The sequence below is a fragment of the Colwellia sp. PAMC 21821 genome (genome assembly GCF_002077175.1).
In the GTDB taxonomy this organism is placed as follows: domain Bacteria; phylum Pseudomonadota; class Gammaproteobacteria; order Enterobacterales; family Alteromonadaceae; genus Cognaticolwellia.
The window spans coordinates 4,297,516-4,319,228 of the sequence record NZ_CP014943.1; the positions used below are offsets into that span (position 1 = coordinate 4,297,516).

13 protein-coding genes are annotated in these 21,713 nt (G+C 37.3%); 7 read left to right on the plus strand and 6 right to left on the minus strand.

Features of this window, described 5'->3' with window-relative positions; all coding sequences use genetic code 11:
* The first annotated feature begins 99 nt into the window (after window positions 1-99).
* Together A3Q33_RS18020 and A3Q33_RS18025 are read left to right on the plus strand one after the other, a co-directional pair.
* On the plus strand, window positions 100-2,295 hold the full coding sequence (locus tag A3Q33_RS18020; RefSeq protein WP_231295724.1) for a cytochrome c3 family protein: 2,196 nt from the start codon (window positions 100-102) through the stop codon (window positions 2,293-2,295).
* 757 nt (window positions 2,296-3,052) lie between these two features.
* Window positions 3,053-4,930, plus strand: coding sequence for a choice-of-anchor I family protein (locus A3Q33_RS18025; RefSeq protein WP_081181159.1), 1,878 nt, complete (start codon window positions 3,053-3,055; stop codon window positions 4,928-4,930).
* Between the two features lie 388 nt (window positions 4,931-5,318).
* Here the strand turns inward: A3Q33_RS18025 and A3Q33_RS18030 are convergent, their stop codons facing one another.
* The 4 genes from A3Q33_RS18030 to A3Q33_RS18045 form a co-directional block, all read right to left on the minus strand.
* Window positions 5,319-5,876: a VOC family protein gene (locus tag A3Q33_RS18030; protein WP_081181160.1), complete on the minus strand. Its 558-nt coding sequence runs from the start codon at window positions 5,874-5,876 to the stop codon at window positions 5,319-5,321.
* Window positions 5,877-5,978: 102 nt separating this feature from the next.
* A complete protein-coding gene (locus A3Q33_RS18035) occupies window positions 5,979-7,919 on the minus strand; it encodes a DEAD/DEAH box helicase (protein ID WP_081181161.1) in 1,941 nt (646 codons plus the stop codon).
* A gap of 379 nt (window positions 7,920-8,298) precedes the next feature.
* On the minus strand, window positions 8,299-10,209 hold the full coding sequence (locus tag A3Q33_RS18040) for a CRTAC1 family protein (RefSeq protein ID WP_081181162.1): 1,911 nt from the start codon (window positions 10,207-10,209) through the stop codon (window positions 8,299-8,301).
* A 198-nt stretch (window positions 10,210-10,407) separates the two neighbouring features.
* Window positions 10,408-11,187 carry an SDR family NAD(P)-dependent oxidoreductase gene (locus A3Q33_RS18045; RefSeq protein ID WP_081181163.1) on the minus strand — a complete coding sequence of 260 codons (780 nt, stop codon included), beginning with the start codon at window positions 11,185-11,187 and terminating at the stop codon, window positions 10,408-10,410.
* Window positions 11,188-11,413: 226 nt separating this feature from the next.
* Here A3Q33_RS18045 and A3Q33_RS18050 point away from each other — a divergent pair, with 226 nt between their 5' ends.
* From A3Q33_RS18050 to A3Q33_RS18070, 5 genes are all read left to right on the plus strand, one after another.
* Window positions 11,414-12,979 carry a sugar porter family MFS transporter gene (locus tag A3Q33_RS18050; protein ID WP_081181164.1) on the plus strand — a complete coding sequence of 522 codons (1,566 nt, stop codon included), beginning with the start codon at window positions 11,414-11,416 and terminating at the stop codon, window positions 12,977-12,979.
* Between the two features lie 43 nt (window positions 12,980-13,022).
* A complete protein-coding gene (locus tag A3Q33_RS18055) occupies window positions 13,023-13,940 on the plus strand; it encodes a 2-dehydro-3-deoxygalactonokinase (protein ID WP_081181165.1) in 918 nt (305 codons plus the stop codon).
* Window positions 13,927-14,574, plus strand: a complete 648-nt coding sequence (locus A3Q33_RS18060) for a 2-dehydro-3-deoxy-6-phosphogalactonate aldolase (protein WP_081181166.1) — start codon at window positions 13,927-13,929, stop codon at window positions 14,572-14,574. The genes A3Q33_RS18055 and A3Q33_RS18060 overlap by 14 nt, the downstream gene beginning before the upstream one ends.
* An 81-nt stretch (window positions 14,575-14,655) precedes the next feature.
* Window positions 14,656-15,825 carry a mandelate racemase/muconate lactonizing enzyme family protein gene (locus A3Q33_RS18065; RefSeq protein WP_081181167.1) on the plus strand — a complete coding sequence of 390 codons (1,170 nt, stop codon included), beginning with the start codon at window positions 14,656-14,658 and terminating at the stop codon, window positions 15,823-15,825.
* A 353-nt stretch (window positions 15,826-16,178) separates the two neighbouring features.
* Entirely contained in the window at window positions 16,179-16,919 is a 741-nt protein-coding gene (locus A3Q33_RS18070; protein ID WP_081181168.1) for a FadR/GntR family transcriptional regulator, read from the plus strand.
* A 137-nt stretch (window positions 16,920-17,056) separates the two neighbouring features.
* On the opposite strand, the gene A3Q33_RS18075 is transcribed toward A3Q33_RS18070, so the two are convergent.
* Together A3Q33_RS18075 and A3Q33_RS18080 are read right to left on the minus strand one after the other, a co-directional pair.
* On the minus strand, window positions 17,057-18,568 hold the full coding sequence (locus A3Q33_RS18075) for a tryptophan halogenase family protein (RefSeq protein WP_081181169.1): 1,512 nt from the start codon (window positions 18,566-18,568) through the stop codon (window positions 17,057-17,059).
* A 130-nt stretch (window positions 18,569-18,698) separates the two neighbouring features.
* Window positions 18,699-21,518 carry a TonB-dependent receptor gene (locus A3Q33_RS18080; protein ID WP_081181170.1) on the minus strand — a complete coding sequence of 940 codons (2,820 nt, stop codon included), beginning with the start codon at window positions 21,516-21,518 and terminating at the stop codon, window positions 18,699-18,701.
* Window positions 21,519-21,713: the final 195 nt, after the last annotated feature.

Genomic DNA, 21,713 nt, shown 5'->3' on the forward strand with positions numbered 1-21,713 from the left:
AAAGTATTGAGGCTTGAATAAGCAGCTGATTAATCATCATTACGACGTTAATTATTTAAGTAAGTTATTTTGTTAAATTATTTTAAGGTAAGTAAAATTTTGAAGTTTTATCATTCTTTTTATCTGGTGTTACTCGGTTTGTTCTCGGCATTTTCTATACAAGCTTTTGAGGTCGAAGAGCACAGTTTTCAAAAGGCTAACGCTATATCAAATCAGCAGTGCATTTCATGCCATGAGCAATCACAACATGATTGGCAACAATCTGATCACAGTAAAGCGATGGCGCTTGCCGATAAAACGACAGTTTTAGCTGATTTTGATAATAAACAGGTTGAGCATTATGGACAAAAAGCTAATTTTTTTATTAAAGATAATCGTTATCAAGTCACTATTTCCTATGATGATAAAACAGATACTTATCCAATAAAATACACCTTTGGTCATTTTCCACTGCAACAATATTTAGTTGAAACTGAGCCAGGGAAGTTACAGGTGTTACCCTTTGCTTGGGACGCAAGAGAAAAATCTGACGGCGGGCAGCGGTGGTATCACAACTATAGCCATGAAGAAATTCAACCTGAAGATAGGTTACATTGGCGTCAACCATTACAAAATTGGAATGGCATGTGTGCCGATTGTCATTCTGATGGCTTAGTAAGAAACTATGAGACAAAAGACAACAGTTTTGACACACTGTTCGATAATATCAACGTTGGTTGCTTATCTTGTCATGATGATATGTCTACTCATGCAAAAAAAGCGATAAAACCAAAGACGGGTACTAATTTTACAGCGTCTAATCACCGCACTGGGGTATGGCTAAGAAGTATTGGCGACAAAACTGCACATTGGCAGGGTGAAAAACGTGATAATGAGTTTATGGATGGTTGTTTTGCTTGTCATTCATTACGTGCACCATTAAACGATGGTATTAAACCTAACACGCCGTTTTTAGATCAATTTACCCCACAACTATTAGCATCACCCAATTACTATGCAGATGGTCAAATCAAAGAAGAAGTGTATGTTTATGGCTCATTTTTACAAAGTAAAATGTTTGCAGCAGGGGTTAATTGCCTCGATTGTCATGATAAACACACCATGAAATTAAAGGTAGAAGGTAACGGTTTATGCCTGCAGTGTCATGGCAGCGAGGTTTATAATGTAAAAGAACATCATCAACATGAGGATAATACGAGTGGCGCACAGTGTGTTAATTGCCATATGCCTGAAAACACCTATATGGGCGTTGATGACAGGCGTGATCATAGTTTTAAAATTCCTCGCCCTGATATTTCTCAAGCGTATAACACGCCTAATGCCTGTACAAAGTGTCATGAAGATAAATCGAATCAATGGGCAAGTGAGAGTTTAGAAAAATGGCATGGTCAACCTAAGCCATTACTGACGAGCAAAGAATATTTAATGGCATTAAATTCAGGACAAGCCATCGATATTGAGCAGCATTTAGCGATTATTGCTGATGTTCAACTTGATGTCATCAGTAGAGCCACCGCTCTACAATTACTGAGTTACACTACGCAAACAATAACGGCCGAAATTCTAGAGCCTTATCTCAGCCATTCTGAAGGGTTAATCAGGTTAAGTGCTGCGAATATCGCTACATTATTACCTCCTAACGATAAGGTGAAATACCTTTCGCCAGTGTTACAAGATCAATACAAATCAATAAGAATTGCTGCGGCACGAGGTTTAATTACCAGTGAAATATCCGCTATTGATCAACCGCTGTTCGATAAAGCATTCAAAGCATTAATTCATTCGAATGAAATTAGTAGTTGGCGCGGTGAAGGCCTTGCTAATCAAGGTGTCATTGCGATTGAATTGAATAGATTAAGTGATGCAGAGAAATCATTTATAAAGGCAATTAAAATAGATCCCTACTTTTTAACAGGTTACATTAATCTGGCCGATATTTACCGTGCTCAACAAAAGCCATTTCAAGTAGCTTCAGTGTTGTCAAAGGGGATCAAAAACAATCCTAAATCAGCCGATTTACATTACTCTTACGGATTGCACTTTGTACGTCAGAAACAGTTAGATAAAGGGATCGAACATTTTGACAAAGCCATGACCTTAATGCCTGATAATGCGCAATATGCTTATACTTATATACTGGCGTTAGATGGTGCAGGGCAGAGTGAAGAAGCCTTAACAAAATTAAAAACGTTAATCGTAAGTTATCAAAATAAGGCGCAACTGAAAGAACTAGGCTTGTACTTATCGCAAAAATTACGCAATAAAGCCTACTATGATTTCTTTTTATCTATTTAAGTTCATTTAAGGCTTCTCAGTTGTCTAAGGTGTTTTAATTGTTTACGAGATAGCAATTATATGGGAATTAATTAAATGATTGCTAGACAATCGACGGTGGTAAATTTCTGAAAGCCAAAGTTATTTATTTTAACCATTTAGAATGAGCAGTTAATTAATCTACTTATAAAGCCCGTTAATCGAAAGATTATCGGGCTTTTATCAATCTCAGTGTTTAGTTTTAGGAAAAGGGTTTGTAGTGCTAACCCATCGAGTAGAATCCAAATCTCTATCTCCAGGTTTTATTGCATCCCTGTCAAACCACATAACTTTATCCTTGAAGTTAACCGTCACATTAAAAGAAGTTCGATAACCGAAAAAGTTTTTTGTTAGATGAGTTCATTTAAATTTTATTCAATAGTTAATAAATAAGTTAAAAAGCGCTCAACCTCATAGTTTGATGCGGTTCAGTAAATTAGTATCCAGATAGTAGGGTTTGTTATTTATCACTCTACTATCTAGCCTTCAATTGACTAACCCAGCCTAAAATATGTTGGTGACTTCTAGGATTAGTTTATAAGCACTTCGCAAATATATTCTTTGAGTTTTCAATATTAAATTTATTTTCATGAGTCAGTACGAGAATTAATGTTTACCTTAGTTGATATTTCAAGATAAAAGCACCGACATTTTGTTTGTAATCTTTCTGTCATCTTTAAGTCATTATTTTGCCACATAAACTCCCTAGTCTTGTTTCATTTTTAAATGACGAGACCAAATGATGTTAAAAATTAACAAGTATAAAATAGGGCTGCTTACTGTTGCATTATCAATGGGGCTAAGCGGATGTAATTTCGACGGCGATAATGGCGAACAAGGTGTTCATGGCGCACAAGGCATTTCGGGTGTTGTTGGAACTGATGGCTCTAATGGTAGTGACGGTAAGAGTTTACCTCGTGCATTAAATGTTGAAGTGGTAGGCCGTTTTGCTACGGGTATTTACGGTAAAAGCGCCGCAGAAATTGTTCAGTTTCATAAAAATTCAAACGCTGCTTTCGCCATTAATGGCGCTGCTAATCAAATAGAAGTTATCAACTTAGCTAACCTTTCGACTACTGAAGTAGGCGATCCTGTCGCTGATGAAAGCTTAAGCTCAAGTGCTTTTACTTTTCCATTAAGCGTTTTGGTAAAGAACACCTCAGGCGTTGAGAATACCATTTTGTTAGGTGCGGTTAACTCAATTGCCATTAAAGATGATTTATTAGCCATTGCTATTGAAGGTGAGGTTAAACAAGCACCCGGCGCTATTCTATTTTATAGTCTAAATGCGCTTGGAGAAGGCACGTTCATTAAAGCGGTAGAAGCTGGCGCGTTGCCTGATATGGTTACTTTTACGCCCGACGGTAATAAGGTATTAGTTGCCAATGAAGGCGAACCAAATGCTGATTACTCAAATGACCCAGAAGGTTCAATCTCAGTTATTGCTGTTGTTGATATGGTTCCAGCAGATGTTGCAGTCTCAATTAATTTGAGCTCAGATATTGTCTTTAGTGATGATAACTTATCTCCTGAAGATTATGATACCGATGAAAAACGACTCACTATTTTAACGAAAGCAGGTGTTAAGTTTGCTGGGCCGATAGGTAATACGGTCGCGAAAGATTTAGAACCAGAATATATTACCACTGCCAGTAACAGCGAAATAGCGTATGTGTCTCTGCAAGAAAATAATGCAATCGGCATTATTAACCTTAAAGATTTAACCATTGAAGTAAAAGCGTTGGGTTATAAAGATTGGGGTAAGTATCAATTAGATTTTACTAATAAAGACCAAGTCCCTGAGTTTAAGAGTATTCAAGGTCTATATGGCATGTATCAACCTGATACTATTGCTTCATATTCGTGGAATGGTTCGACATTTATTGTTTCTGCCAATGAAGGTGATGCCAGAGATTACGACGGATATTCTGAAGAAGTGCGCGTTAAAGATATTATTGATCCCGATGAACTTAATCAAACACTGTCAACAGCGTTACAAAGCCAGTATGACGAAACGGGTGGTAGCGACTATTTAGGACGCTTAAAAGTAACCACTGCTTTAGGTGATAAAGACCAAGATGGTGAGTTTGAAAAATTATTTTCTTATGGCGCGCGCTCATTCTCCATTTGGGATAAAAACGTTAATTTAGTTTTTGATTCTGGCGATGATTTCGGCAAAATTTCATCAGCTATTCTTGGCAACAATTTTAATGCTGCACATACTGAAAATAAAGGCGATAACCGCTCGGATGATAAGGGTGGCGAGCCTGAAGCGATTGATGTTGGAGAAATAGCAGGAAGAACTTACGCCTTTATTTCCCAAGAACGCGCAGGGGACTTATTTGTATACGACATTACAAACCCTTTTAATACGGCTTTTGTTACCCACTACAATAACCGTGATTTTACTGTTGATTACGAAATGGATGATGATTTAGCTGATCCTTGTGATAGCAATGAAGGCATGGATTGCACCAAGGTGAATATGGCCGGTGATTTAGGCCCTGAAAGTATTAAATTTATATCAGCAGCAGACAGCCCAACTAATACGCCATTATTAGTGATTGGTAATGAAGTATCTGGAACCGTTACGGTTTACCAAGTAACAGAGCAATAACAAATAAAATTGCTAACGGGGTTTCAATTGATTGTGACCCTGTTACGCAATGTTAAGTGCAATGTAAAATCAACAGCAAATTAACAGGGCACTCACTTTAAATTAAATAAGCTTTACCTGTGTACTCAGGCCTTTGTTAAAATAGGTGTATCCACTAAAATATTTTAATTCAAGTATTGCCGCAATTGTTCAAGACATATTTATTAATGAACTATAACCTTCACCAGACTTTTACCAAAAGAGAAGACAACGCCTAAAATTTAAATGTCATAAAATGACAGCCTTTTTATTTTTCAATATCTCTTTGCCATATAAATACTAAATAATCAGTGTTTTATATTTTTTATATGGCCGGCCACACTAAGTCGCATATATTTTGTCTATTTTTCTACTGTTTTTCAATCGCCACCACGGCTTTAATGTCTGCGCTGTGCACTTTAATACAGATATTATTCAACTTAAATGCAATGGTCGGGTTCGCCAGTTTCTCACCCTCTGCATGCGGTGCAGAGCGTTTTACTTGAATCGCAGGGTTCGCTGCCAATACCGCTGTAATATTCGGGTTAATTGTATTTAGTGACTGCTCTAATTCAGCCATTGTTACGGCATTACCCGGCAACACTAATTCAATATGTTCCCAACCTTGTTGTGGATAAGGTTTGCTAGGAAAAGGCAGTTCAACGCAGGCAATTTTCCAGTCTCCGAGTTGTAAGGGTTCGTTCAGTGCGATGATATAAATAGGACGACCGTTAATAATACTGTCTGAGATAATGTCTCCTTTTTCTCGCCACTGTGCTAACAACGTCTGAGCGGTGGTAAGCTCATTCAATCGCAAAGCAGCATGATCACAAACAAGCGGTACGTCTTTTAGTCCTAACAGGGTTGCAAAATTGAGGATTGCTTGAGAGAAGTCTGGCCACTGAATTTTAAGTTGTTGATATTGCATAGCAATTCCTTGATGTTAATATTTGCTGATAATAGCACAGCCAAGTAGAAAATATGCGATGGTTGCCCTAACCATACCCTAACCATACCCTAACCATAGGCTCTATTTAAGCTCATTGGCTTTGCGATATTTACCTTGATAGTCAAAAAGACGGTCTTTAATACGCCAGTAATATTTTTGTTTCCTGGCAATAACAAAGTCTGGGCACGGTAGTATGTTAGCTAACTTTAATGCTTGCTCAAGCGTAGTGACTTCATACGACTCAGTAGCGCCAAGTTGTACACTTATTTTAGCGCTAAGGCGTTTAGAAAAAATATCGTTGAAGGCTTTTACTTGATTTGGCTTAGAAAAATCAAATGATTCATTGAGCTGGGTGCCTTCCTCATCATGGTAAGTGATTTTTAACTTATCAGATCCCTTCTCATTGGCCTTAGCGATAGCCTTGCCAGTAACTCTGCTTAGATTAAAGCCTGCGCAGCGTATAACTTTTGAATCTTTAAGTTTTAGTGCCTTTTTTAACATATCATCAGGGTCAACCAAGACCTCAAGGCATTGTAAACAGTTACGAGCCGCTATGTCATTTTCACCACCGCAATGTGGACATTCTTTAAATACAAAACGATAGTCACATTGGCGCTGGCTTTCTACACGATGTGCTTGCTCGTCAGAGGGATCATCAACAAGACCTTTGCATCGTCGACCGTAGTGCTCAACTAAATAACCGTCATCATCACAAATGCCCCAAAATACATTGGGAAATTCACAACTTGGGCAAACAACTTGCACAGGCTGGCTTTTACTATTGGGCTTTTTCTCACCAACTTCGGGGTGATAAAGGTCAAAATCATTGCCGGTATAGTCAATCACCAAACAATCTTTTTTGTTCTCACTCAAACGCAAACCGCGACCGATGATTTGTTGATAAAGACTAACCGATTGTGTTGGGCGTAATATGGCGATCATATCAACATGGGGAGCGTCAAAGCCGGTGGTTAATACAGAAACATTCACCAGAAACTTAATCTCTTTGTGCTTGAATGCTTTAATTAACTTGTCGCGTTCGGCGTTGTCGGTAGCGCCGGTAATTAACGCACTTATCTGCAAGGGTAAATAACTAAAAACTTCATTTGCATGTTCAACGGTGGCGGCAAATATCATAACACCTTGACGTTGATCGCTTAACTCAACAACCTGCTCAATAATACTTTGAGTCACTCGAGGATTTTTGTTTAACAGATGATTCATATCCGCAGGACTATAATCGCCAGAGGCGTTTGCACGTAGGCTACTAAAATCGTAATGCTCTATGGTGGCATCAACGAGTTTAGGCTCGGTTAAATACTCGCGTTTAATTAAGTAACGAATAGGGAGCTCATAAATGCAGTGCTCGAAAGGCCGTTTTTCTTCACTGCGCATAAAACCACGGTAATGCTTTTTATAAATCCAGCCCATACCTAAACGATAAGGCGTGGCGGTTAACCCCAATAATTTTACATCCGGATTAACTTGCATCAACTTTTCAATAATTTGTTGATACTGATTACTATTAGACTGCTTGTTTGTTGTTTCTGGTGATTGTGCTTCGGGCTGTAATTTATCTTGAGGTGGTTGATTCGGTTTTGCGTTCAACAGAGCCTTCGAGTGTTCATCAGACAAGTCAGGGCTAGGCACATTAACTCGATGACATTCGTCAATAATAATTAACGAGTAGGGCTCATTAAAATCGTCAAGGTTACGCGCTGCTGATTGTATGCTAGCGAATGTGACTTGGTGTTGAGTCTCTTTGAGTTTTAAGCCAGCAGAATAAATACCGGCAGCAACGCCGTAGCTTTCAAATTTTTGATGGTTTTGCTCGACCAATTCTTTTACATGGGTCAGCACGAGTATTTTTCGCTTGGCTAAACGTGCAAGTTCAGCAATGACCAAACTTTTACCTGAGCCGGTTGGTAAAACAATCACCGCAGATTCGTTGGTTTTTCGAAAGTGTTTAAGCACCGAAGAAACAGCTTCTTGTTGATAATCTCTAAGTTGAAAAACTTCCACGCAGTGCTGATACCTTAATAGGGAAAACAAAAGCCGTCATAATAGCAAAGTAGATGAGAAGTCCAAAACTTAAAACAAGCTTTCAAATTTATATCTCTGTTTTATATAAGAGAAACCCGTTAATCGTAAAATTAGCGGGCGTTTTTCACTTAAGATTTTTAAAAAGCGCTTGAGTCGTGCTAAACCTTCCAATAAATATAATTTTCTATTTCAACGCAACATAAATAAGCCAGATATATTAATGTTTTGTAATCTCGTTTCTGCACAGCCTAAAGCAAATTAGTTGGAAGTATTCCTGCCTTTTAAAATACCACAGGGTATGTATACACTTGTAAGCAATGGCAAACTCTAATAAGCGAATTAACCTTGCTTGGTTAATTCATTTTACTACCAAGGTGTATGGTTTATTTATTTGATTGATAGAAAAGTCTAACGATTCACCTGAAGACCAAGTTACGTGAGCACTTTCAACTTGTTTACAACTACCCAAGCCAAAATGCAGCTTAGTATTGTTACCTTGTGAAAATGGTGAAGAGGTTGCTCCAACCACTTTCTTGTAAAAGTTATTACAGGCTTTTAATGTAACAGTGGCGCCGAGCGATGTTTTCTTATTCGGAGATAAAGTAACATTTACAGCTACATAATTATTATCTTGGGCGCTCTTAGTATGGTTCATGTTGTTTTCAAACAAGTGCCAACGACCACGTTCATTTGCGTAAATAATGTCAATATCGCCATCATTATCAAAATCTACAACTTCTGCACCACCGCCTGTTGCACCCAGTTCTTTGGAAATAATGCCATGATCGTTAACGGCAGAAAAAGACGTGCCGTTTTGGTTAAGTAAAAGCAGTTGTTCAGTTTGCATTGCAGGGTTGCCATATCGAACAATGAATAGATCAGACCAGCCATTGTTGTCAAAATCAGCTACTGTTGCACTCGTTGTTTGTTCATTGATATTAAAGTTAAACTTGTCTGATACATCAACAAATTTGCCCTGCTTATTTTCTAGCAAGTAAACGGGTAACTGTTCTAGCGCTTTAGTGGTTGGAGCAGACTCTACATTATGAATAACACCGGCAGTTGGTGATTTGGTTTCTCCGGCTATTTTCCACGTGTCATTGCCTATATAGCCAATGTATAGGCCTTTTTTAGACATTTTTTTCGGCCAACCTTGGGCTTGTTGTTGGGTTAACTCAAGGTTTTTTTCACCATGTCGATCAACGTTAAATTCGACTTTTTGTTTTTTATTACCTAAGAAAACATCAAAGTGAGGGAAAGCCATTTGTAAATTTTCTAGTTTAAAATTACCTTTGATTTTTAATTCGGGAAACTCAAACTTTTCATTACGAGCAAAAAATGCGAAGCGTTTTTCTATTGGATCAAAAAAAGTTTGCTGTTCAAATTGATGTTTTGCTCGCGTTAAAAATAAGTCAAAATCGCCATCGTTATCAAAATCTATTTCTGTAATAGCACTAATGTTATTAATATTTTTTAACGGTCCAAAAACATGATTACTTATGTCGGTGAATTGATTATTACCATCGCCTCTAATAGCAACCATGTTGGCGCCACCGTAAAATAAAACATCAGCGATATTATCGTTATTAAAGTCGGTAATTAACGTTTTATAACCTAGCCATTTAGCGCGAGGTAATTTGCTATTTAATTCGAAATTGCCTTTATTATTTAGATATAAGTTGTTTGCACCTTGTGTTTGGGATTTTAATGGGAAAGCAGAAAGCAGTAAATCTAATTCACCATTGTTATCACTGTCTATAAACTTAACAGCACGACCTCTTGTTCTTTCAAAATGAGTAAATTCTCCGTGGCGAACAATATTTCTTTTTTTATCGATGCTAAAAGAAACTGGGTTACGAGGTTTTTTTCCGCCACCACCGCCTTGTGCAACAATTAAGTCTATTTTTCCATCCTGATTATAATCACTGGCCGAAATACCATGGGTATCACCGTTAATTAAATAAATAGGTGCTGAAAATTTGCCTGCATTATTCCAATAGAGCTCAGCCCTTAACGAATGCTCGGTTAAAATTAAGTCTGGCCAGCCGTCTTGGTCTAAATCTGAAACTAAGGCACTGTCCCATTTTCTTCGAGATACACCTTCTGTAGGTAAAACAGTGGTTGTTTCAGAAAATAATGTAGTTGCAGGGAGACTATTATCTGTTAATGAAATTTTAGAAGATTCACAAGCAGATAACCCAATAGCTAACAAAATTGTGCTTAGCTTTAAGTAAGTAACCGTTGTGTTATTGTTGAATGTAGCGTGCATGTTTACTCACTTTATTTTATTAAATTAAATATTGGCTAACTAAAACTAAATCTAAAACCAGAGCTATGGCTTAATAAACCGAAAAGCCTGATACTAAAAAAATATATAGGCCTGCTTTAATTACGATGACTTATATCAACGTAATTAATATTTATTGCCAATTTTAGCTTTAGCTGTTGATTGAGAAATTATAAAAATTTATAAGTGATATACAACAGAACGTCCGCCATCAATAATCAAGCTTTGCCCAGTCATAAAACTAGATTCTTTTGAGGCAAGAAATAATGCAGGGTAAGCAATTTCCTCACATGATGCATTGCGTCTTAAAGGGTGGATATCACCTAATTCCTTTCTCGCTGCTTCAGGATCTTCAGATTCATCAAACCACTTAAACGCGGCAGGGGTTTCAACCATGCCCGGGCAAAGTGCGTTTACCCTAATATTGTTTTCACCTAACTCTACAGCTAAGTTTTTAGTGAGTCCTATTATCGCGTGCTTGGTTACAGCATAAGGGAAATGATTAGGTACTATTTTAAATGAATGCACCGAACCCACGTTAACAATTGTGCCAAACCCAGCTTCTTTCATATAAGGAATAACTTGTTTACAGCAATGCCACATGCCATCTAAATTCACCGCAAAGCTCTTATCCCATTGCTCAGTCGGTGTTTCTAAAAAGCTTTTGTTTTGATAGATAATACCCGCGTTGTTTATTAAAACTGAAGGTTTACCAAGCTGGGTAACGGTTTGTTCAACCATATTTTTAACTGAATCTATACAAGAAACATCAGTCTTAACAAAAATAGCGTTAAAGCCTTGTTCGTTAAGCTTGTTAACTACCTCTGTACCTGCAACTTCATTTATATCTGCAACACAAACGCTTGCACCTTCTTGGCAAAATAATTCAGCAATTGCACGGCCAATACCGTCTGCAGCACCAGTTACAATGGCTATTTGATCTTTTAAACGTGTATTCATAAAAGCCTACTTTAGTTAATTGCATGAAATAATTGAATTAATTATATTTTCAGTACAAGTTGTCATTTATATTATGACTAGATAGTAATATAAATATTTAGAAATATAAACATCATATGTTTATATTTATTGTATCTTTGTGCTTTCGATGCTAAATTTCTAATATTAACGAGTCAAAAAATAACTTCAAAGTTAAATAATTATAATTACAGGTAAAGGTAAAAAGATGTCATTAATCGATAAGAACGTCGCTTTTTATTCACTCATTGCCGCTTTTGGTGGCTTTGTTTTTGGTTTAGATGCCGCTAACATTTCTGGTGCAATTCGTTTTATTAGCTCTCAATTTGAGTTAACGAGCTCTCAAACGGGTACCGTAGCAGGTATCGCTTTGATCGGGGTTATTTGTGCTTTATTTATTACTGGCCCTTTATGTGAACGTTTTGGTCGTAAAAAAGTATTGCTTGCTATAGCGCTAGCATATTCTGTTTCTACTATTTTATCGTCAACCGCTGTGAGCTACGAAATGCTTGTTATTGGGCGTTTTATTGGTGGTGTTGCTTTCGCATCGATTACGGTTTCAGCCATGTATATAGGCGAAATTGCTCCGGCAGACAAACGCGGTAAGTTTGTATCCACTAATCAATTAATGATCGCAGTAGGTTTATTGCTAGCTTTTGTTATTAATTATTTTTTAATTAAAATGATGGATGATATTAGCTGGATAAATAATGAAAATGTTTGGCGTTATATGTTGGGCGCTGAACTCATTGCTAATGTAATTTGGGTTTCACTACTACTTTGTATTCCTGAGTCTCCTCGTTGGTTAATAATAAAAGGGCGTAATGAAGAAGCAAAAGCTATTTTGGCAAAAATATCGTTAGATGCTGACATTGAGCCAACCATAGCTGAAGTTACAGCAAGTATAAATCTTGATAAGAAAAATTCTATTTTAGATCAACTTAAAACACTTTTTAGTATAAGAATGAGATTCGTACTTTTTCTTGCCGTAGTTTATGCGGTAGTACAGGGCGCAACCGGTATGAATGCTGTGTTGTTTTTTGCTCCGTTAGTTTTTGAGCAAGTAGGTATGAGTGTTCAAGATACTTTTATGCAAACCATCATCATGGGGCTTATTGGTGTTATTTCTACCATTATTGCGATACTTTTTGTTGAAAAATTAGGCCGCCGCTTCCTAACGCTTGGTGGCTTGTTACTTGTTGTTATTGCACATAGTTCCACGTGGTATGGCTTTAGCCAGGTCACTTATGAATTCGACGATGCTACTATGGCGAAAATAACGCAGCAACTTGCACCAGACAATATCGATACGGCCAGATTACAACCCTTGTCAGGTAAAGTTTTTAGTAGCGACGTTGATTTAAAAGCACAATTAGCTGAAATATTTGATAACAAAGAATTACCCTTAGTCAGTGGTGTGGTAATCAATGCCAGTATTAACGGCATAAATGCAGCTATGGTTTTGTTTGGAATATTTGCCTTTTTAGCAGCGTTTAATTTATCTATTGGGCCTATTCTTTGGGTAATATTCTCTGAAGTATTCCCAAACAATGTTCGAAGTGTCGCTTTACCTTTTGCTGCCTTAGTGCAAACGATTGCTTCTTGGTCAGTCAGTGAGTTTTTCCCGTGGCAATTAGAGCACTTAGGTGTGTCTAATATCTTCCTTATTTATGCTGGTATTGGCTTAATTGGCTTAGTGTTGATGAGCTTTATATTGCCAGAAACAAAAGGTAAGACGATTGAAGCCATTGAAAAAGAATTAGTGCGTAGTTAATAAACTTCAGAAATTAATTGAATAAATACATAGAGCGAAAGAAATGAATAAAAACTTATTATCGAAAGGTTATCTAATTGTCGATTGGGGAACAACTAACTTCCGCGTATTTTTGATGAATAAGCAGGGCGAGTTGGTAAAAAACAAAGAACTTGGCCTTGGTTTGTTACAGGTAAAAGATAATGATTTTGCCAATGCGCTTGAGGGGGTTTTATCTCAATGGTTAGACAACTATAAATCTCTTCCAATTATCATGGCCGGTATGGTCGGCTCGATGCAAGGTTGGTTTAACGTCGACTATGTGGAAACAGATGTAGATACAAACTTACTCGCTCAAAACTCATATCGATTCGAACTTCCTTGGGGAGCTCAAGCGATAATTATTCCAGGTGTTATGCATAAGTTATCTGCAGATCGCTTTGATGTTATGCGTGGTGAAGAAGTACAGATTTTTGGCGCAGCCAAATTAATCAATAAACGGTTATTCAGTGTTGTATTACCGGGTACGCATAGTAAACATGTGCGGGTAGTCAATGGCAAAATAACCGAAGTTTTATCATTTATGACAGGGGAGCTATTTTCGGTAATAACTGAACATACCATCCTAGGCAAAGGTTTACCTGAACAAAAATATAATCCAGAAGTTTTTTTACTTGGCGTAAAAGAAAGTAAATCAGCTAAATTAACCAATGTTCTTTTTGCTGCTCGAACCCACCGACTTTTTAAAAATATTGATGATAGTGATGTACATAGCTATATATCAGGACTACTAATTGGACATGAATTACATAGTCTAAGTGGTGGGCATATTTATATCGTCGGTGGCGAGAGTTTATGTGAAAAATATAAGCTTGCATGTAGCGCATTAACTATTGCTTTTACCTACGTAAATGGCGACGAGTGCTTTCTTGCAGGCATGACAGATTTAATCAAGGTGTTACATCAAAATGAAAAAATTTAATATAAAAAAACAATTCCCATTAATCGCTATCATTCGTGGTGTACTGCCAGAAGATGTTGTTCGTATTGCTCACATATTAATTGATGAAGGCTTTACGATGGTTGAGGTGCCACTGAACAGTCCTGATGCGCTTAATAGTATTAAGCGTTTAGTAGATGAGTTTATAACCGACAAAAATACGCAATATTATGTTGGTGCTGGTACAGTTACTACTGCGCAAAAAGCGAAAGATGTTATTGCAACAGGTGCAAACTTAATGGTTACACCTAATATGAATAAAGAGGTTATTAAACTTTCTGTTGCAGCGGGCTGTGCAACTTTTCCAGGTATTGTAACGCCAACTGAAGCATTTGATGCGCTAGAAGCAGGCGCAACAGGCATTAAAATATTCCCTGTTTCTGCCTTAGGTTTAGATGGCTTTAAAGCCTTAAACTCTGTGTTGCCAAAAGGTACTTTATGTTTTCCTGTCGGTGGCATTGATCCAACCGTTGAAAGCATGAAACCATACATAGATTTAGGTGCACAAGGATTTGGTTTAGGTTCTGCTTTATATAAACCAACCATGTCTGATGATGAAATTCGTAAGTCAGCTAAAGCATTTTTTGCTACATTTAACACGCTTGTAAACGCATAAATTAAGCGTTGTAGACCTTAATTTAATCTTTTTTCAAGATAAATTTAAGTGTTTCACCTGTTTTTTATAAAGGTATAAAATATGAAAATTACCGCTATTAGGCCTTATGTAATATGGGTTGGTACTCGCAATCAACTGATTGTAAAAGTGGAAACTGATGAAGGGTTATACGGTTGGGGCGAAGCTGGTTTTTCATTTCGTGAACAAGCCGTAGCTATGATGATAGAGCACTTCTCAAAGTTTATTATCGGTCAAGATCCGATGAATATCGGTCGTATTTGGCAAGAATGTTATCGTAGCCATTACTTTGAAGGTGGTCGAGTTGTTACCGCAGCAATGGCTGCAATAGATATCGCGCTACATGACATTAAAGGCAAAGCCCTTGGTGTTCCTGTTTATCAACTTATTGGTGGTAAACAACGTGATGTAGTGCCAGCTTTTGCAACTGTGCCGGCAGAGCCCGGTGAATTAATGATTGAACAAGCACTTCAACTTAAAGCAATGGGCTGGAAATGTATTCGTTTTATTGCTGATGGTATGGGGGCTGCTTACTCTTCATCTGGAGTTGCGCGTTTTGAACCTCGAGAGTCTATCAATAATACCGTACCTTGGCTGATAAAAGCTCGTGAAGCTTTAGGTCACGACGTGGTAATTGGATTAGAGTTTCATCACAGATTAAGTATTGGAGAAGCGGCTTCATTGTGTCAAAAAATACCGTCGGGCACTTTAGACTTTTTAGAAGAGCCTATTCGTGATGAAACCCCTGAAGCTTATGAAACCTTAAGAAAATTAACCAATATTCCTTTTGCCATTGGCGAAGAGTTTTCTTCAAAATGGCAATTTATGCCTTATATTGAACGCGAGTTAATGCAATATAATCGTTTAGATATTTGTAATGTTGGTGGCTTTACTGAAGCACTTAAAGTAGCAGGCTGGTCTGAAGCACATTATATTGATTTAGTAATGCACAACCCATTAGGGCCAATTTGTACGGCTGCTTCAATTCATTTAGCTGCTGCGGTGCCTAACTTTAGTTGGTTAGAATGTCGTTCTTCACCTTTTGAGCAATTGGGTTTTGATAACCCTGAACTCTTTCCTGTGCAGGCAACTATGGATGGAGCTAACTTTGTTATTCCAGAATTGCCTGGTTTAGGGGTAGAAGTAAATGAAGAGAAGATTGCTGAACAAAGTGCCACTTTCACCGAAGCGCCTCATCTGACAAGAGACGACGGCAGTGTAACGAATTGGTAATATTGGTAATAGCGATATAAAAGAAGGTAATGCTATTACTTTCTTTTTGTATTGCATAAGATCAAGCTGATTAATTAGCTGCTTATTTTTAAGAGTTAACATGAATAATTACCGCGCTATAAAATTTAAAAGTAGCGTAACTACTGACTAAACTTTACGCTTTATAGTTATACATTTTTACTCATGAAAAAGTAGACCGGCTAATTAATCAAATTTGTACGAAAAACCAACTTATTTTGCTGATTAAGGTAATTAATAAGGACTTAACATTGTGTTTTTTCAATGTTTAACGTAAAATTTTAATAACCTTCCTATTATTTTTATAAACGTATAACGTTTGTGTACCTATTATTATGAGTGAATTAGTTTATTACGATTTAAAGCGCGCCGCGACTATGACGCCAAGTATGCCAATACAGGTAGCTCGTGAGTTGGGTCGAAGAATTGTCGCTGGAACAATAGAAGAAGGCACGTTAATTGATGACGAAGCTTCTTTAACCGAGCGCTATCAAGTAAGTCGTGTTGTCATTAGAGACGCGGTAAAAATACTGGTAGGAAAAGGGTTGTTGGATGTTCGTCGTGGTATAGGCACCCGTGTTAAACCTCGCAGTCAATGGGTGCTTTGGGATGACGATGTACTTGCATGGCATGTTAGTGCTCCACCAAATAAAGATTTTATACGACAGCTGATGGATATTCGCTTAGCGTTTGAACCTAAAGCTGCTCGCTGGGCTGCAGAAAGAGCAACCCCAGAAGCCTTGGCTGAAATTGAATCAGCGTGCATAGGTATGGAGCTAGAAAAAGGTTCAGTTGAAAAGTTTATTATTGCTGATGCCTTATTTCACCGTTCTGTATTAAGGGCGGCTCGTAACGATTATTTAACTGCAATGGAAGGCGTTATTTACTCAGCATTACTTATAAGTGTGCAATTAACAAATAAAGATCCACGAACAAACAGCTCTTCTGTTTCTTTTCATCGAGAAGTGTATCAAGCAATTGCTGATAAAAACGGCGCCCTTGCAGAGCAGTTAACAGAGAAGTTATTAAACGATGCAATAAGACGTTTAAAAGAAGCATTTGGTAACGATTATTAAATAATAATTTACTTTGTTCATGACCCAAACTACTTTCAAATTAATTTGTCAGTTTGAAGTTGTTTGGGTTAATTTATAAGTTTTATTAGTATGAGTTATTTCTAAATTCCCTCCTAAATAGGCCCTGAGTCTTTTTCTTATTCTTTCGCGGCTATTAACCTGTTTATAAATTCATCATGAGTTAATGTTTTAGCAACATTGTTCGATAGGGCTGAAATACTTTGTCTAAATGCTTGTTCAATTTGATTAAAACTCGAAGCATCTATAAGAGGATCATAACTATTTGGTCTCACACCCATACCTTCTAAAACTGAATACCAACTATCAGCTGAGAATAAATCATACTGATTTTCGTATAACTTTCCTTGGCATGTAAATAATTCAATTTTTGTCTGTAGTGTTTTTGGGATCTCTAAATGCTGCCACATTTGCCAAAAGGGCGAATCTGTTCGTTTTGTCGTGCAATAATGTAAAACAATAAAGTCTCTAATCGCGATGTATTCATCATCTATTAATCGATTAAATTCATCTATAGGCGCCTGATATAGTTTTTTATTAGGCATGTTTTGAACAAAATTAAGCATGGTTTTCATGATCAGATAAATGCTTGTAGACTCTAAAGGCTCAAGAAACCCAGAAGACAATCCTACCGCCAAACAGTTTTTATACCAAATTTTATCACGTTTTCCTGTGGTAAAAGACAGGAACCGTGGTTCAGTTATAAAGGGCGCACTATTGCTTTTCAGTAAAGCTAACGCAGCATCGTCGCTACAATAATCACTGCAATAAACATAACCATTTCCAATTCTATTTTGCAGTGGTATTTTCCAGCGCCAACCGTGTTCATGTGCCGTGGCTTGGGTATAAGGCGGAGTAGGGTGTTCAATAGCTGTTTGAGCCGTTACGGCTTTATTTACCGGTAAATAATGCTGCCAGTTTTCATAACCAACACGAAGTGCTTTATGCATTATTAACGCTTGTTGCCCGCTACAATCAATAAAAAAGTCTCCTGATATGGCTTGACCATCAGCTAATATAAGTTTATCAACTTGGCCATTTTCATTAAGATTTGTTGCTTGGATATGGCCTTTGATTAAATTAACCCCTTTATTTTTACAGTAATCTGCTAAATATTTTGCGACTAAGGAAGCGTCAAAATGTAGCGCATAAGTTGATGATGAAAGATTGTTTTTTACCTTGGGGTCAGGGATATAAAATTTGTTTTGTTTTGCCAAAGCTATTGCAGGGGAAAAATCGGTAAACTCAAACTGTGGGTTTTCAAATTGATGTTTTAGCCAATGTTGATAGAAAAGTTTTCCTTCAATTTTGTTGCCAACAAAACCAAAAGGATGCCAGTAATGATGACCTTTTTCTTTCCAATCAATAAACTTAATACCTAATTTAAAAGTAGAGTTAGTCGCTAAAATAAACTCTTTTAGAGGGATGCGAAGATATTCTAGCAAATCTACAATAGAAGGAATGGTTGCTTCACCAACACCTATTGTGGGTACATGGGGTGATTCAACCACGGTGATTTTTACATCGGTATTTGTTAATGCTCTTGCTAATACTGCCGCTGAAATCCAACCAGCAGTGCCACCACCAACAACAACATATGATTTAATCTGTTCAGTTTTTACTTTGTCCATGTGTAATACCTGGGTTAATAATGGCTTATATCAATTAAAGTTATAAATTAAACACTGTAGAATAAATATTATAGGAAAGCCTCGCCTTATAAAAATAAAACGAGGCTTAATTGCTTTATAACAATGGCACTTAAAATCTAGCTGTAATACCCACTTGGTATCGTCTGCCAGAATATTCAAGCTTTGTTACACGTTCTCTAACATCAGCATATTCTAAAATATTAGCGTTAGTGGCGTTAACTACTTCTGCAGAAATTGTTAAATTTTCATTAATATCATAAGAAGTACTTAGATCAAGTTGACCATAATCATCAACATGTTGAGGTAAGCCGTTGCTGCCTATTCTTGGTCCTGAACGATACTCTAAAAACCCTTCACGCCAGTTATATGCCGCTCGAGCTTGAAAGCCATCGATTTCGTAAAATGCAATAACATTGTATGAATTTTCAGAGAACCCTTCTAAGCCACTACCAGGTGATTGAACATTTGGGCGTTCAAACTCACTTGCATCATCATCTTTACTATCTGTGAAGGTATAGTTAGCTTGCATACCAAAGCCACTGAGCCAGCCAGGTAAGTAGTCAAAATAATGAAGGGCTGCTATTTCAAAGCCGCTAACTGTTCCGCCACTACGATTAGACTTTTGAGTGATGGCTTCAAACACAGGGCCCCAACCGTCTATATTTAAGCCCGTATCAACACTGGTTGTTTGAGTAGAAATGAAACTGGTAATATCTTTATAGAATAAACCTAATGAATAGGCGTTACCTGACTCATCATAATATTCAAATGAGGTATCAAACTGTTTTGCTTCATAAGGTTGTAAATAAGGATTACCACCACTGGTGGCTAAATCACCTGCACGGGGGTTTTGTTGATAACTTTTATTAACGCCAGTATCTTCAAGTGCGGGTCTAGATATTACTTTTGCTGCCGCTGCTTTAATAAAAAAGCCTTCGCCAAAATCCATGTTAACGTTAAAGCTTGGTAACCATTTTTGATAATCAGACGCGACTTCTATAACAGCAGGCTCTGAATAGGTGGCTTCTAGCGCTAAACCACCGCCATCTTGTACGGGTTTCTCTATTAACGCCAAACGTTCGATGCTGTGGCCTGATGAAGCAACCTGTGTATCTACATATCGTAAACCTACATTGCCGCTCCAAGAAAAAACATCTAATTCACCCATTAAATTGACTTGGGCATAAGCGGCAAAAATTTCTTCAGTATTTTTTACTGAACTCTCAGGTCGTAATACTTCGTCAGTCCAATTGGGTTCGCCGCGAATATTACCTATTGCCGCTTTATAATCGTTAATATCATTAATTAAAACAAATTCTCGAGGAAAATTACCACTGACTTCACTTAGGAAACTGCTGTTGTTATTAATAGAGAATAAACTATCATCAAGATCTAAGAAGTTACCACACGTATTTACTACGCTACCACAACCATCTACACCAAATGATTTTTGAGATTTTTCTCTGTCAGTATAGGAAAATCCAAAATCAACAGAACTAATGAAACCGTCATCTACATCGTAGTTTGTGTCAAATTTCACCTCTAAAATTTCATCTTCAATTTCTTGATGTTGTATATCATTCCAGTGGGTACGAACTGAAGCAGGATCAGCGTAATCAATACTAGAATCTATTTGAATGACATCGCCGTTACTGCTGTCAAATTCAATATAATCTTGACCAACAATTAACCCATTTTGTTGGTCTGGCAAATAACCAGGGTCACCGGGTTTTACACTTTGATCAACATTGTTATTAACAAAGTTTGTCACTAGCGTGTTACCGCGTGGGTCAGCTGTTGCTTTTGAATAAGAGATGTCGGTGGCGAATGTCCATTTATCGACTAAATATATGCTATTAAGGCCTAAAGCTATTGTTTCTGAATCTTGTCCACGCTCCTGAAATAAACCGTCAATAGGGCTTGCTGATTTAGTCGCTTTGATTGCCGTCATGTTTTCTGAAACGATAACATCTTGCCAACCAGAAAAGTGTAGAGGAACTTGCATACCATTACTTAATGCTTGTCGACTTAAGTCGGAATATAAAACATCAAAGGTATGTGTAATATCATCATTTTGTGCCCACTGTAAGGTTAAGTTCGCACTTGTACGTTCGCGCTCTTCAGTGTCCATGGTATATGTAGCACGGCCAGGGTACCAAACTGTACCTTCTGTAACGGCATTGCCGGCTTCATCAGTAATTGGACCTGGTGCTACCGTTGTATTATCTGCTTGGAATGATGACCAATGAGTTGTACCAGCAGCATCAATTCTGTTAGTTGTTTTTTGTTTTGCAAAACCGAGTAAAACACCAAAGCTATCGTCTAAAAAGGTATTACTGATAATAACAGAGCCTTTAGGATCGTATTCTTCAGCGAGGTCGTTATATACAAAATCAAATGAGCCAACGGCTTGTAAACCGGGGCTATTGAGAGGGCGAGCAGTATTTACGTTAATATAAGCACCTAAACTGCCTTCAGCAATATTCGCTCTCGATGCTTTAATTACATCGGCACCAGAAATTAGATCAGATGGTAGGGTTTGAAAATCAAACTCTCGACCAAAATCTGTTGTGGCTATTGTTCTGTTGTTTACTTTTACAGCATTAAATTTTGGTCCCATACCTCGAACGGTAACTTTAGAGCCTTCACCGTTATTACGAGATATCATTACACCACTGATCCGCTGTAAAGACTCGGCTACGTTTTGATCAGGAAATTTACCAATGTCTTCAGCAACAATACTATCTTGGATAGAGGATGCATTTTTTTTCTTATCCATCGACTCGGTTAAACTGCTACGAATCCCTGTAACGCTAATAACTTCTATAGCTCCATCTTTTTGCTCTTGGGCAATGGTAACGTTAGAACTGAGTGCTGCGGTAATCGCAATACCGAGTGGCAATAATCTAAATTTATTTGGTTGTTTCATGTTCTTCCTTAACTTTCTTTTATCAAACGGTGTATGTCCAATAATATAAACATATGATGTATCGGTTTATGTGATGAGAGCATTATTTGCACAAGAGATCAACCTATTTACGTTGTTAATTTATCTTTAAAGTGGTTAAAAATAATAATTGATATTATATATTGCATGTCAAAACATCATATGTTTATATATGTA